We start from the raw sequence: 15,040 nt of genomic DNA, 5'->3' as shown, positions 1-15,040 counted from the left end.
ATGATTGAAATTAGTCAGATATCGAAAAGTTATCAGGATACTAAAGTCTTAGATAACGTAACAACAACAATTAAAAATAGCGGTATTACCTCAATCATCGGGCCTAATGGTGCAGGTAAATCAACACTGTTGTCGATAATTGGGCGCTTGTTACAGCCTGATCACGGTGGTTACGTCAAAGTGAATGATTTAGACGTATCGACAACACCGAGTGATAAATTAGCGAAATGTTTGTCAGTTTTACGCCAAGAAAATCAATTTGCCAGCCGTTTAACAGTCGAGGAATTGGTTGGTTTTGGGCGTTACCCATACACTAAAGGCCGTTTAACCATTGACGATAAAAAGAAAATTGATGAGTCACTCTCTTTTCTAAATTTGTCAGATTTACGTCACCGTTATTTAGATGAATTATCGGGTGGCCAACGCCAACGGGCTTATGTCGCAATGGTTTTATGTCAAGATACAGAATATGTTTTACTTGATGAGCCATTGAATAACCTGGATATGAAACATGCGGTGATCATGATGAAACTGCTGCGTAAAGCGGCAGATGAGCTAGGCAAAACCATTATCTTAGTAATCCACGATATAAATTTCGCTTCCGTTTATTCGGACTATATTGTCGCTCTGAGAAACGGCCGCCTGTCTTATCACGGTAAGCCAGAAGAGATCATGAAATCTGACATTATTGAGGATATTTTTGATACTCCGGTTGATATTAAACGGGTGGATGATCAGTATATTGCTCTCTACTACTAAATTTTCGTCATCCTTCGAGCTGTAGCGGTGTTGGCTACGCTCAGCTACTCGGGTCACATACTTTTGTATGCTCCCCGAGATATCTTCTCTTGCCGCCTTGCTACAGTTCGAATGATTTAGAAAATTAAATGGTTATCATCCTTCGAGCTGTAGCGGTGTTGGCTACGTTCAGCTACTCCGGGTCACATACTTTTGTATGCTCCCCGAGATATCTTCTCTTGCCGCCTTGCTACAGTTCGAATGATTTAGAAAATTAAATGGTTATCATAGTTTGAGCTGTAGCGGTGTTGGCTACAACCTAAATGAATGGGAATATTACCGAATAGAAGACCGTTAGTGGCAGAATGAATTCATTGCGGTGAAATTTCAATGTCTTCATCGGTTGTCAGTAAATCTAGTGATTGCAACACTTCTAAGCGTTTTATCCCATCGGCATTAACCACTAAACGCGCCAGCTCATTGTAGGTTTTTTTGTTAATTGTGACACGGCGGCAAAGGTAAATATGGTAGACCTTTTCACCAATGATTGCAGGTTCATCATCATTTACAGTGAGTTCTTCATAGCTAATATCGATATATTTTAGAAAATCTGAAATATTAAAGCGTGTGATATCAGCAATTGATGATTGGTTTTTTTCAAACACCGAATGGCGGTTATGAAGCAATACATCTTTGCGGTAATACAGGATATCTTCCATACGTTGGACATTAACTAAATTAACCCAATGGGATTTTTGTCGCATTTCACGGATATCAGGGGAGAGCATGTTTTCACTGATGAAGCGAAAAGACTCTTTGCATAGCCCGACAGGGGCCTTAACACCTTCACGATAAATACGTAGCTGTCTATCCGGGATCCACTTTTGGAAAACGCGATAGAGTTGCTCACGACCGATTTCTTTCAGCCTATCTTTGAAAATATAGCCAATAACCATAGCTAAAAATAAATTTGCACTTAACGCGCCATATTTTCCTTGCCAAAGAAAGGCGATTAACGTGGCAAAAATCATTGAGATTGCTGCTGCGATACCATAAATGGAGTGCAATAATAATGGCAACCCACGTTTATGGCGGATCTCTAAGTAAAGGTAGCGATTGATGTATTTTTTCAATAAATTGCGACGATATGTCACTAATTCGGCATCAGTTTCATCACTGGGAAAACAATCAGGGTATTGTTTCTTTAGGTAACGCATTTCTTGATACCAAAAATGACGGATTTCTTCACGTAAGGGTATTTGCTTCTCAGCTAATAAATCACGCAAATAATTCATGGTGTAGTAGGTCATAAACTCGTCGCAATAAGAAAATGCATTTGAGCGAATGCTTTCTTCAATTTTTCCCGCCAGTGGCGCTAACGCCCGATAAACCCCGAGGCATTTCGCCATGTTCGCCATAAACTCGGTTAAGTATTCATCAGTTTGTCGTTGGGCGTTTTGGCTTATCATTTTGACATTAATTCGTACCGTGCGCTTAAAGGTTAAAGCATAGCGTTTTAACTTGTTCTCATACTCGTCCAATGAGGGTGGGTTTAATGGGTCACATTGTTCTAACCAGCGTTTTAAGTTATCTAATTCGCCATTTTCTTCTGGTAAAGCTGAAAGCTTAACCGTGGGTGGGCTTAAGCGGATATAGTTTTTGAGGCTACGTTGAAGGCTTGATGGCGTGTATAGATCAGGGTTGACTTGCAATGATGATGGAAGAAAGAAAAAACTTTCGACCTGATAGCGGATCTCTTTTGATTTACGAGGCAATAGAACTTTTTGTTTGATTTCAAACTGTTTTTTACCGTGGATCTTGAGAGACTCTTTAATCATATATTGCCTTATTTGATGCGATGACTCATTTTTACCCTAATGATTGCAGTGCTAATGATTGCAGCATAGCACGTTTATTTATTGAAGAACTTTAAGCAATAGCATACAGGAAGCAATAATGACAGTCTGTGAGGGAATGTTGAAAGATGTGGCAATTAAGAAGTGTTATTATAACGAGGCACATTACTATGCCTCATTATCGTTTAGCTATTCGTTATTGAATAACTTATTTTTTTGCAGCAGGGCGTACCGCTGTCACTTCTATTTCTACTCTCCAAGCTGGGTTAGCCAGTTTAGCGACTTGGAAGGTAGAACGAGCTGGCAGATTAGTAATTTTCTCAGACTCATAGAACTTATTGTAACCGGCCATGAAGCCAGCGAAGTCCATAGTACCTTGAGTTTCTTCACCACCAACTAAAAATACTTGCATTTTAACAACATCATTCATTGTCAAACCCATACCTTCGAGGTTAGCTTGGATTTGTTTTAATACGTTGATTGTTTGTGCTTCGGTATTACCATAAGACTCTAAAACGCCTTCTTTAGCGTCTGCAGAGATTTTAGAAGGAACTTTTCCGCTTAGGAAAATGAGGTTGCCCGCATTGATTTCTACTGATTCAGAGATAGGGAATCCTTTCACTGGAACGCGTTTAACATCATCAGCTGCATTCGCACTTGCTACACCTAAAATCAAAGGCAGAGAAAGCAATAAAGTTTTATAGCGCATGTAAACTCCTTAACATTATCAAAGTAAATAGGATCTATTAATTTTATCAAAAATTAAACTTTCATTTAACTTTAAACTATTCGCTAATAGATCCACAGTAAAAATCGTTATTTTCCCCGTTTTTTAGTTAAAACGAGAAAGTTTATACGGCGTAGGGTCGATAAATGGTGTTTCACCCATTAACAACTCTGCCGTTAATCGACCAGATGCAGGGCTTTCTGTCATACCCCAGCCTGTAGCGGTGTTGATGACCAGACCTGGATACTGCTCGATGGTTGAAATAATTGGAATTTCATCATCCGTTGGTGCAACAGTACCACCCCAACGCTCAACCACTTTAGACTCTTTAAATACTGGGAACTCTTTTCTCAGTCTTTCTAGAACGCCATCTAAGTGTTCATTGTTTGGTGTATTTGTTGCCGTACGGAACTCTTCGAATGGTGTCTTCTCGTCTAAATTCCAAGATGTTGCCATCATGAAGGAGTTGAATAAGTCTTTACCAAGAGAGAATTCTAATGGTAATTCACCGCCACCTAATACATGTAGGAATCTTGGGCCTAACAGGAAGCTGTCTTTAACAATAGAGCTGGTAAAGATACGTGGTGCAACAGCATAAGTCCCATCAGCTTGTTCACGGAAGTGAATACCGTTAGGTAAGTGTACGTTACCTTTTGGTGCACCTGGTACGCCAGTAATACGCTGTTGTGACAGATAAACGTTTAGTGTTGGAACGTCAATACCTAAGTTACCCATGAACAGACGCGACCAAATACCCCCCGTCAGAACAACACGAGACGTTTTGATTGCACCTTTTTCAGTGACAACATCAGAAATTTTGCCGCCTGCAGTTTCAATACCACGTACTGCACAATTAGTGTAGATGCGAATACCGATTGATTTAGCGTAGTTTGCCATCGTTGGCGTAACAACTTCTGGGTCAAGGCTACCAGAGTCTTCTTCAAAACCACCAATTTTCCATGGGGTTTGCGCATCAACCAGACGATTAGCCAGTTCAGTACCTTCAATCATACGGGTACGTAAAGGCGTATCGAAACCTGGGTTTTCAGATGCAGACTTAATCCACGCTCTTGAAATTTCTAAATCTTCTTCGCTTGAAGGCACTTCAACGCGGCCTTGAACACGGTAGCTAGTATCAGCACCGATTTTTTCGTTCATACCGAGCCATTGAATTTTCCCATAGTGGTGTAAAGGGAAAATAGCTGGAGAGGTTTTGTAGCTGATGATTTGGCTATATGCACGGCCTGATTGCTCACCACCGACAACACCTTTTTCACAGATAACAACATTAAGACCTTTCTCTGCAAGGTTAATTGCGGTCATGATCCCTTGAAGGCCAGCACCGATGATGACTGCATCCGCAGACTCTGGTAATTTGCCTTCTGTACCAGCAACAGCGGGTACGCGTGATTTAGTCGATTCAAAACGACCTTCACGATTGATCATAGGAACAACCGCAGCACCTCCTGCTAGAACACCAGCAGCACCAACCCCTAATAATAGCTTTCTTCTCGAGATTTTCATCTATAACCTCAATAACAATCTTGTTTTTTATATAGTAAATAATTTCAAATTGAGATAATGATCTTATCATATATTTTGTAATTGTTAAGTGGCGGTAGCATTTGTTAATAAAGGTCATTGAAATGAAATGCGACGTAAATTGATCTACTCAGTGCTGTAAAGGCTTTGTAGGTGATTACTTTATTTTAGAGATATAAGAATTAATATTTTTTTAATGTTAATGTCATTAAAAGTGTACAGGTGTAAATATGAAAATTTAGCTTAAAGGCAATAATTGATGAGGGGGTCAAAGAGGGAGATTAATATTTCACCATAGATGAAAATTCTGAATATCCCTTAAGTTCTAAAATTGGGAAATTAATATATAAATGAGTTTTAAATGTACTTTTTGAGCTATTTTTGTTCATTTGATTATTAGTCATCCATTTGTTAAGGCTTGCAGTATTTAACCGTATTTAATATTGATTGGCTAGGTTGCATAAATATTGTCCACTAGGTTAGCTGGAGAGATGTTTTGTAACCAATTGATAATAAATGTTATTTTGTTTCTGTGGTGAAGTGTCTAAACAAAAATAAATAACCTAGTCTTTATTAAGGTTAATTATCGTAATCATTTATGAGATAGAATTAGATAAATTTAAAGCAATAGATGTTTTTCATTATTTTTAATGTTGTTAAAAATAACCACTTATTTTCTGATGGCAACGAATAGTAAAAAGTAATAGGACGTATGACAAGAGTGAATAATTAAGATTAAGTAATGAATGATAAATTGAATAATAAGCTAAACTGGCTTTAATGATAAAAAATACAGAGTTATTCATGCAGTTAATAATATTTTCATAAATAGTTACTTTTACTTCAGGTACACATCATTCAGTTATTTTACTTTATTAGTCGATATGCACCATGATAGCTTCACTTATTAGCGATATATTCATTTCCCGTGGGGATTTGCGCGAAAAAATTAGCATAATCCTCGGAGCGAACCTGTTGAAGGATGGTTTCAAGCGCTGATAGCGGTGCTTCTGACCAATCGCAGCGAATATCAATGTCTGCGTATTGCCGGTCATTCCATATTTTTAATGCAGCGGAGCGGATGCCTCGATAATCACCACCTTCATCGGCACCGGCTTGCATGGCAATGAGTAATCGATCAGCCAGATCTTGGTCAGCATTTTTATAATAGCTTTGATAAATAGCGCTTAGAACCTGTTCACCTACTAACATATTTCCAGCAATGGCTAAGTTGGGTTCCGATAGACTTCCACACCAAGGTAAGCAATATTGACCTGTCCAATCAGCTGTATCACCATAGTTATCCATAATAATTAATTGTCGCCGTTCACAGTCAATATCTTCCTTAACCAGATGATCTAAGCTTTTATTCGCATTATGGCCTTGCTGCAAATATTCAATACCTGTTAAGCCAGCAATGGGGTTGGTCATTGCTTGAGTTGCGATTGCCCCCGTTTGGCTTTTGCCATGTAAGACCAATGCACCAACCGCAGGGCCACCCGTTGCCGTCGCTGCACCTATTTTTCCTGTCAATGGGCAGCGCGCCACAATTGAAAATGTCATTTTACACCTCATAAATTAGACCTTGATCAAATTTATCATTATAAATTCTTGCTTGAAATATAATTTATCATCATAAATAAAGAAAAAGATAAAATTATTAACAAAATTGACACAAATCACACTTCACAATCATATAGCAATGTCAGCACTCAGGGGGAAGCAAATGAAAATGCGTTTATGTAGGTGGATAGCCAGTTTTTGGCTTTTATGCTTTATTTCGCTACCGACATTGGCGGTGAACCATCCTGATGTCTTATTATTAGGGCAAGTTGCTGAGCCGCAGTCATTAGACCCACAAGTGGCAACCGCTGCGAATGATTCCCGAATTTTGGTTAACTTGTACGAAGGGTTAGTTCGCAATGCGGACGGTACATTAACGCTTGAACCTGCTTTAGCCCAATCATGGTCTGTTAGTGATGATGGCCTGACATATACTTTCCATTTACGCGAGAATATAAAATTTCACGATGGTAGCCCATTCAATGCGGATGCAGTTAAATTCACATTTGAGCGAATGTTGGATAACCAGCACCCGTACTACCATACAGGGCCATTCCCATTATCATTTTTCTTTTCTGCAATAGACAAGATAGAAACTCCAGATGATAAAACGGTGGTGTTTGCCTTAAAAGAACCGTTTGCCCCGTTTTTATCGAACTTAGCGACACCTGCAGGGCTGATTGTTTCACCCACAGCAGTAAAGAAATATGACAAAGACTTTAGCCGGCACCCCAGCGGAACAGGTCCCTTCAAGTTTGATGAGTGGACCGCAAACCAAAGGGTGGTCGTATCCGCTAATGAAGACTATTGGGATGGTAAACCCAGTTTAAAACATGTTGTTTTTCGGCCTATCACTGACGCCAATACTCGGGTAGCCGAAATGTTATCGGGGGGAATTGATGCCATGGTGGAAGTCCCTGCTGATAACGTCCCATTATTTGTTAATGACAACCGCTTTTATGTTTATGAAGCCGTAGGGCCTCATGTTTGGTATGCCATGCTCAATGCGTCTCAGCCACCGTTTGATGATGTGCGTGTGAGGCAAGCCGTTAACTATGCGGTAAATAAAGACAATATTGTGAAATACATTCTTCAGGACTCTGCGGGGGTAGCACAAGGGCCCATCCCATCGGCATTTGATTGGGCATTTGATGCAGAAACCAAGGCTTATCCTTATGACCCTGAAAAAGCACGCCAATTAATAGCAGAAGCAGGGGCTCAAGGGCAAAAAGTTATTTTTTATGTCACGGAAGGGGGCTCAGGGATGCTAGACCCGATCCCCATGGCGACAGCCATTCAAGCAGACCTGAAAGCGGTTGGGCTATCTGTCGAAATTCAAACCTTTGAATGGAATACCTACCTATCAAAGGTCAATGCAGGTCTAAAACAAGCGCATATGGCCGAAATGGCGTGGATGACGAATGACCCAGATACTTTACCTTTTTTAACCTTACATAGTGCTTCTTGGCCAGATAAAGGCGGGTTCAATTCCGGTTATTACAGTAACAAGCAGCTCGATAGGTTATTAGACAAAGCTCGAGTCACCAATAATCTCGAGGAGCGCGCCCAGTTATATCGGCAAGTACAAAAAATTGTTCATCAAGATGCCCCTTGGTTATTTGTGGCGAATTGGAAGCAAAATGCGGTCGCTAATGAGCATGTTAAACATTTCAAATTGCAGCCTAACTTTAACTTATTACTTAAAGACGTTCGTAAAGATTGATTAATGTGAATTAAATATTCAATTAATCTTTTGATTTTATGGGGAAAAACTATGTGGTTATACTGTTTGAAACGCATTTTAGCGACCATACCCATACTGATTGGTTTGACGTTAATTGTCTTTTTTATCATGGCAATGATCCCTGGAGACCCTGCTCAAGCGCTGCTTGGCCCTTGGGCGACTCCTGAAAATGTGGCTAGAGTAAAAACAGAGCTTGGGTTGGATAAGCCGTTATATCAGCAATATTTTATTTGGATGCATAATTTAATTTCGGGTGACTTTGGCCGTTCATTTGTTCTTAACCGGCCTGTCGTTGATGAAGTTTTAGAGCGATTTTCTGCCACATTAATTTTGGGCGGAAGTGCGTTGTTACTGAGTTCAGTTTTAGGGTTACTGGCCGGAGTCCTTTCCGCCATTCGCCAATTCAGTTGGAGTGACCGATTTATTACACTTGCTGTTTTATTGGGTATCTCAATGCCATCTTTTTGGATCGGCTTATTGATGATTATGCTTTTTTCTGTTCAATTACAATGGTTTCCGGCATCAGGAATGTACGATATTTGGCAAGGCGGTGGCCTGAGCGATTTATTGCATCACCTTGTTTTACCCGCAGTGACGCTTTCATTAGTCGCGACAGGGGTGATAGCGCGTTTGACGCGCACAGCAATGTTAGAGGTACTGCGACTTGATTTTATTCGTACCGCAAGAGCAAAAGGCTTGAGTGAGCGCAAAGTGATTTTTCGCCATGCATTTCGCATGGCACTGGTTTCCGTTATCCCAGTCATTGGTATCCAAGCGGGCTTTGTTTTTGGTGGTGCGGTGTACATTGAAACCGTTTTTCAGTGGCCGGGGCTAGGCGCCATGTTAGTGAAGGCTGTGGCAACCCGTGACTTGTTTTTAGTTCAAGGGGGCGTATTGATTGCAGCAGCGTCCTATGTCTTTATCAATTTACTTGCGGATGTTGCGCAAGCCATGTTAGACCCGAGGTTGAAATCATGAGCCAGTCAGTGACCCCTGTTATTCAGCATCGTCATCGCCAATCGATTGGCTCATTATTACTGGCGAACCGTTTAGCAACTTTGGGCTTATTTACGTTATCTATCATTATGCTCTTGGCATTTTTAGCGCCTTGGCTACCTCTTGCTAATCCTGATGAAACAGATTTAGTTAATCGGCTACTTCCCGCTTTTTCATCTGGCCATTTATTAGGTACTGACCATTTAGGGCGAGATATTTTGTCTCGATTGCTGTGGGGAACGCGAGTATCCCTATTGGTCGGTATTTCCGCAACACTAATTGCGGCAATATTCGGCACCCTAATTGGCTTGGTAGCTGGGTATGTAGGCCATCGTACTGATACATTATTGATGCGTTGTATTGATATGCTAATGGCATTTCCATACATTTTATTAGCCTTAGCGATTGTAGCGGTACTTGGGCCAGGGCTACTCAATGCGTTGTATGCTATCGCATTAGTGAATATTCCCTTTTTTGCTAGGAATATTCGTGGGTTAACGGTGGGTTTACGTGATAGAGATTTTATACAAGCTGCAAGGTTGTCAGGTAAAAACCACCTACAAGTCCTATTAACGGAAGTGTTACCGAATGTCTTGCCAATCATTGTGGTTACCATGTCAACGACCATTGGCTGGATGATCTTAGAGACGGCAGGCTTGTCATTTTTAGGGCTAGGTACTCAACCACCGAATGCAGATTTAGGTTCAATGCTAGGGCAAGGGCGCGCACAAATGTTTGTTGCTCCTCATGTGGCATTGGTACCTGGTATTATGATCTTTCTTATTGTGATTAGTTTTAACCTGTTAGGGGATGGCGTGCGTGACATTCTTGATCCCCGGTTAAAATCAGGAGCCTTACAGCGATCACAACCGATGACACAGACTGACAGAGTTAATATTCCTGCGAAAACGGGAGGCGAACAAGTGGTATTAGAAGTCAAAGACTTGTCGGTCGCTTTTCGCCAAGGAAATCAATTACGCCCTACGGTAAAAGGGATCAGTTTTACCGTAGGTGCGGGGGAATGTTTAGGGCTAATTGGAGAAAGCGGTTCGGGTAAGAGTGTTACGGCTTTATCGGTAATGGGGTTGCTTGCATCGCCTCCTGCGTTGGTTACTGCTGGTGGTATTTATGTAGAACATGAAGAAATGTTGTCATTACCGTTATCCGTTATGCAACGCCGTCGCGGTGCGAAGGTATCTTATATTTTCCAAGACCCACTGACGACACTTCATCCGCAATTTACCATTGGTGTGCAATTGCGTGAGGCCATTACCGCTCACCAATCGTTGTCATTCTATGAGGCGAAAAATAAAGCCATTGAATTATTGGATAGTGTTGGGATCCCAGATGCGCAGGAGCGTTTTGATGCCTACCCCCATGAGCTTTCGGGCGGGCAGCGCCAGCGGGTAGGGATAGCGATGGCATTGGCTAATGACCCTGTGTTGATTATTGCCGACGAGCCGACCACCGCATTAGATGTTACGGTGCAGGCGCGTATTTTAGAGTTACTCAACCAACTACGCCGTGAACGCGGTGTTGCACTCTTATTTATTACCCATGATTTCGCGGTTATTAACCAAATTTGCGACCGTGTTGCCGTCATGCAGCAAGGTGAGATAGTTGAAACAGGGGAGACACAAACGGTATTACGCCAGCCTCAGCATCCTTATACACAACGCCTGATCGCCAGTGTCCCTAAATTAGGGGAAGGGCGTGGATTTTTAAAACAAGTCCAACAACTTTATGGTCATCAGCCCAATGGTGATGATTTAACATCGGCTCAGGAGGTTTAATGAAAAAAGTGATTGAGGTTAATCAGTTGGTGAAAACCTTCGGGCAGCCAAGAAGCCTATTTCACCCTCGAGGGCGCCAAGTTCACGCACTAAAAAATATTTCATTATCGCTCTATGAAGGTGAAACCCTTGCTGTTGTAGGGGAGAGTGGCTCAGGAAAAAGTACCTTAGCGCGTATTTTAGTTGGGTTGGAGCGTGAAACCTCGGGGGAAATTACGGTATTAGGGCAAACTCGTGCCGAATGGCTGCAACAAGGTTCACGTGCATTTGGGCAAGCCGTTCAGTACGTTTTTCAAGACCCGGTTGCTTCTTTGAACCCCCGTAAAACGATAGGCGAGACATTAACGGTTCCATTGAAATACTTAAAGCACATGAACACATCACAAAGAGCGAAGCGTTTGGCGGAATTACTCGCAGCTGTCAATATGCCAATCGACGCTTTAGCTTGCTATCCTCATGAGTTTTCAGGAGGGCAGGCACAGCGGTTAGCGATTGCGAGAGCATTAGCTGCGGATGCACGAATATTGGTACTTGATGAACCCGTTAGTGCGCTGGATGTTTCGGTACAAGCGCAAGTTTTATTATTATTAGAACAACTTAAACAACAGTTTTCATTATCGTATTTATTTATTAGCCATGATTTGGCGGTAGTGGAGTCGATTGCAGATAGAGTTGCCGTACTCTATTTAGGGGATTTGCTAGAATGTCGAGATACCCGCAGCTTATTTGCCGCACCGGAGCATGAATATACGCGAAATTTATTGGCAAGTGCCCCACGAATTCGTGTTGATTCAGTCGATTAGAAACTTATTTAAACCAGTTGAGAAGCTAATATGAGCACCAATAAGCCAATGACGATAGAGTCAGTGCGTATTAAACGTACTGATGAAATCGTCAATGCGATAAAAGAAACCATTATGGCCAATAACCTCATACCCGGTGACCGTTTGCCACAAGAAAAAGAGTTAATTGAACATTATAGCGCTAGCAAAAGCACTGTGAGAGAAGCATTAAAGTCATTGGAAGTTCAAGGGTTAATTAAAACAAAAACTGGGCCTGGTGGTGGCGCGTTTATTGATTCAATGACTGAAGCGCGAGCGATGAGTTTGTTATCGAACTATTTATTTACGCGGGATATATCAATCAAGGATATTTATACGTTACGTAAATTATTAGAACCGGTGGTGGCAGTCAGTACCATTGATAATATCGATAACGCAGGAATTCAAAAGCTGTACGATACCATCGCCATTTATGACCATGAGCCCGTAGATGAAAATGAACGCTGGCAGCAACGAATGGCAGAACTGGATTTTCATGCGGTGGTCGCCAGCTATTCCGATAACGTTTTATTAGTGTTTATCTGCCATTTTTTACAACGCTTACTCAAAGACTTAGCCGTTTGTCAGGACATTTATTTAAAACCTGAGCCTGTCGACAGGCGCCAAGGCATCGAATACCAATATCAATTAATCGAGGCTTTACGCCGTAAAGATGCCGCTAAAGTTCAATCGGTAATGGAAGCACATATGGCTTATGCAGAACAAGCCATGTTAGCTCTACAAGCCACATTACAAGAACGTTTCTTAAGTGAAGATAGGTAATATAATGATAGATAAAGTATATCTGACCTCTGTATTAAAAACATTATTATGCACACCTAGCCCTGTAGGGATGACTGAACAAGCCGTTGCGCAAACTCACCAATGGTTGTCGGAGTTGGGGTTTACACCAAAATACACACGCCGCGGGGTGCTCTATATCACACTCGGTTCTGAAGAACCTAAACGTGCATTAGCCGCACACCTTGATACATTAGGGGCGATGGTGACACAACTCAAACCGAATGGGCGTTTGGCACTGCGTAATACTGGCACATGGGCAGCCCGTTTTGCGGAAGGTGCAAGGGTGACAGTATTTAGTGATGATCACCAATATCGTGGGACAATTTTGCCATTAAAAGCCTCAGGGCACCGTTTTAATACTGAGGTAGATACCCAAGTAGCCGATTGGGATAATTTAGAAATTCGCCTTGATGCCCCCTGTTATAACTTTGCTGATTTGCAATCCCATGGCTTAAACGTCGGTGATATTGTTGCAGTGGATGCTCAACCCGAATTCATTGATAACGGTTTTATTGTATCGCGTCATTTGGATGATAAAGCCGGATGTGCAGTGATGTTAGCCGCATTAAAATCACTGGTGGATGACGGTATTGTGCCAGCGGTATCTTGCCAAATGATGTTCACGATTTCAGAAGAGGTCGGTATCGGAGGCACCCACGGTTTTGGTCCGCAAGTTCAAGAGTTATTGGCGATTGATAACTCCGTTTCTGCGCCAGACCAAACCACAAGGGATGACGCCCTCACCTTAGCTTTTCGCGACAGAACCGGCCCGTTTGATTTAGCAATTACGCGGCATTTATTACAATTATGCCAGCAGTATGATATTCCTCACGTCCGCGATACGTTTAAACATTATCGTTCGGATAGTGCTGCAGCAATTGATGCAGGATGGGATATTCGTGCGGCTTTAGCATGTTTCGCACTAGATAGCTCCCACGGTTGGGAAAGGACTCATTTGGACTCATTAGTCGCGCTCGCGACTTTAGTGAGACGCTATATTGAAAGTGATTTAGTCCCATTACCGGGGCAATCATTGCAAAACTAATAATTTGCGGCTGATGGTAAAAAGCCCTCATATCATTTAACGTGAGGAGGGCTTTGAACATGTTAATTGTTAACTTAGATTGGCTTGTGATAAATATTTTTGCATCTCATCTGCGGGTACCATACCGCCACCTGTTGCCCATACCAGATGTGTTGCGTTGGCCAGTTGCTTAGGCGTGAGTGATTTGGATTGCAAATAATCTGTGCTTTGCGTGACATGCACACAGCCAGTCATACCCGCCAAGGCCGAAGGCTCTAATTTAATAGATTCGGTCTGGTTGAGTAAGCCTAACAGGTTATACATTTCGCTATCATCGATAGTGTAATAACCATCAATCAACCGCTCCATCGCGCGCCCCACAAAACCGGATGCGCGGCCAACGGCAAGGCCATCAGCGGCAGTGATATTATCGATACCAATCTCTTGAACTGACACGCCATCATGTAACCCGGTATGTACTCCTAACAACATACAAGGTGAATGCGTTGGTTCTGCAAATAAGCAATGGGCGGCATCCCCAAAGGCGAGTTTTAACCCGAAAGCAACGCCACCGGGGCCACCACCAACACCACAAGGTAAATAGACAAATAGCGGGTGGTCGTTATCCACTGTAATCCCTTGCTCTACAAATTGTTTTTTTAGGCGAAGGCCTGCGACGGCATAGCCAAGAAATAGGGTTGTGGAGTTTTCATCATCAATAAAAAAGCAGTTTGGGTCTTTTTCTGCTTCTTTACGGCCTTGTTCAACGGCGATGCTGTAATCTTGCTCATATTCCACAACATTCACACCATGTGAACGCAATTTGTCTTTTTTCCATTGTCTGGCATCTGCGGACATATGCACGCTGACGCTAAAGCCAAGTTTAGCGCTCATAATACCGATGGACATGCCAAGGTTACCGGTTGAGCCCACCGCGATGCGGTATTGGCTAAAGAATTGACGAAATTGTTCTGAGAATAAAATTTCGTAATTATCATCTGTTGATAATAAACCAGCTTCTAAAGCCAATTTTTCTGCATGGGTTAAAACCTCATAGATGCCACCGCGGGCTTTGATTGACCCTGAAATTGGCAGGTGGCTATCTTTTTTCAGTAACATTTTCCCTGTTATTGGCGTTTGATACCGTTTTTCCAGCGCGGCCTGCATGTTGGGAATATCGATAACTTCAGATTCAATAATCCCTTGTGTCGCTTGAGTTTCTGGAAACGCTTTCATCAAATAAGGCGCAAAGCGGGTTAAGCGCGCTTCTGCATCTTGAACATCTTCAATGGTAAGCCCGACATAAGGCAAACCCGCTTGGGTCGTCGTGACCTTTGGGTTGAACCACGCAATTTGCTTTAAATCGATTAAGTCCTGAACTAAAGGGTAGTCAGCAATTAACTTATCAACATTTATCTGAGTCATAATTACT

12 protein-coding genes are annotated in these 15,040 nt (G+C 42.0%); 7 read left to right on the top strand and 5 right to left on the bottom strand.

Features of this window, described 5'->3' with window-relative positions:
• On the top strand, window positions 1-759 hold the full coding sequence (locus tag PR834_RS13155) for an iron ABC transporter ATP-binding protein (RefSeq protein WP_004259268.1): 759 nt from the start codon (window positions 1-3) through the stop codon (window positions 757-759).
• Between the two features lie 350 nt (window positions 760-1,109).
• Here PR834_RS13155 and PR834_RS13150 read toward each other — a convergent pair whose 3' ends face one another.
• The 4 genes from PR834_RS13150 to PR834_RS13135 all read right to left on the bottom strand — a co-directional run bounded on the left by PR834_RS13150 (window position 1,110) and on the right by PR834_RS13135 (window position 6,426).
• A complete protein-coding gene (locus tag PR834_RS13150; RefSeq protein ID WP_196725345.1) occupies window positions 1,110-2,576 on the bottom strand; it encodes a hypothetical protein in 1,467 nt (488 codons plus the stop codon).
• A 226-nt stretch (window positions 2,577-2,802) separates the two neighbouring features.
• Window positions 2,803-3,303: a RidA family protein gene (locus tag PR834_RS13145; protein WP_004259262.1), complete on the bottom strand. Its 501-nt coding sequence runs from the start codon at window positions 3,301-3,303 to the stop codon at window positions 2,803-2,805.
• Between the two features lie 123 nt (window positions 3,304-3,426).
• The gene (locus PR834_RS13140; RefSeq protein ID WP_004259261.1) at window positions 3,427-4,845 is read right to left on the bottom strand and encodes an NAD(P)/FAD-dependent oxidoreductase; all 1,419 of its coding nucleotides are present in this window, start codon (window positions 4,843-4,845) and stop codon (window positions 3,427-3,429) included.
• Window positions 4,846-5,763: 918 nt separating this feature from the next.
• Entirely contained in the window at window positions 5,764-6,426 is a 663-nt protein-coding gene (locus tag PR834_RS13135) for a DUF1028 domain-containing protein (RefSeq protein WP_180312152.1), read from the bottom strand.
• Window positions 6,427-6,589: 163 nt separating this feature from the next.
• Between PR834_RS13135 and PR834_RS13130 the strand changes: the two genes are divergently transcribed.
• The 6 genes from PR834_RS13130 to PR834_RS13105 are packed head-to-tail and all read left to right on the top strand — an operon-like array spanning window position 6,590 to window position 13,629.
• A complete protein-coding gene (locus PR834_RS13130) occupies window positions 6,590-8,149 on the top strand; it encodes an ABC transporter substrate-binding protein (RefSeq protein WP_136134282.1) in 1,560 nt (519 codons plus the stop codon).
• 51 nt (window positions 8,150-8,200) lie between these two features.
• Window positions 8,201-9,148, top strand: a complete 948-nt coding sequence (locus tag PR834_RS13125) for an ABC transporter permease (RefSeq protein ID WP_004259249.1) — start codon at window positions 8,201-8,203, stop codon at window positions 9,146-9,148.
• Window positions 9,145-10,959, top strand: coding sequence for a dipeptide/oligopeptide/nickel ABC transporter permease/ATP-binding protein (locus tag PR834_RS13120; RefSeq protein ID WP_094961595.1), 1,815 nt, complete (start codon window positions 9,145-9,147; stop codon window positions 10,957-10,959). The genes PR834_RS13125 and PR834_RS13120 overlap by 4 nt, the downstream gene beginning before the upstream one ends.
• A complete protein-coding gene (locus tag PR834_RS13115) occupies window positions 10,959-11,762 on the top strand; it encodes an ABC transporter ATP-binding protein (RefSeq protein WP_180312150.1) in 804 nt (267 codons plus the stop codon). Before PR834_RS13120 ends, PR834_RS13115 begins: the two co-directional genes overlap by 1 nt.
• Before the next feature lie 30 nt (window positions 11,763-11,792).
• The gene (locus tag PR834_RS13110; RefSeq protein ID WP_272536702.1) at window positions 11,793-12,563 is read left to right on the top strand and encodes a FadR/GntR family transcriptional regulator; all 771 of its coding nucleotides are present in this window, start codon (window positions 11,793-11,795) and stop codon (window positions 12,561-12,563) included.
• A gap of 4 nt (window positions 12,564-12,567) precedes the next feature.
• Window positions 12,568-13,629 (top strand): osmoprotectant NAGGN system M42 family peptidase, encoded by a 1,062-nt coding sequence (locus PR834_RS13105; RefSeq protein ID WP_036958059.1) that lies wholly within the window; start codon window positions 12,568-12,570, stop codon window positions 13,627-13,629.
• A 69-nt stretch (window positions 13,630-13,698) separates the two neighbouring features.
• Here PR834_RS13105 and dsdA read toward each other — a convergent pair whose 3' ends face one another.
• On the bottom strand, window positions 13,699-15,033 hold the full coding sequence (gene dsdA, locus PR834_RS13100; protein WP_196725342.1) for a D-serine ammonia-lyase: 1,335 nt from the start codon (window positions 15,031-15,033) through the stop codon (window positions 13,699-13,701).
• Window positions 15,034-15,040: the final 7 nt, after the last annotated feature.

Source organism: Providencia sp. PROV182, from assembly GCF_028480325.1.
Classification (GTDB): domain Bacteria; phylum Pseudomonadota; class Gammaproteobacteria; order Enterobacterales; family Enterobacteriaceae; genus Providencia; species Providencia hangzhouensis.
The sequence above is the reverse complement of the archived record's forward strand: the minus strand, read 5'-3'. Positions and strand labels throughout refer to the sequence as shown.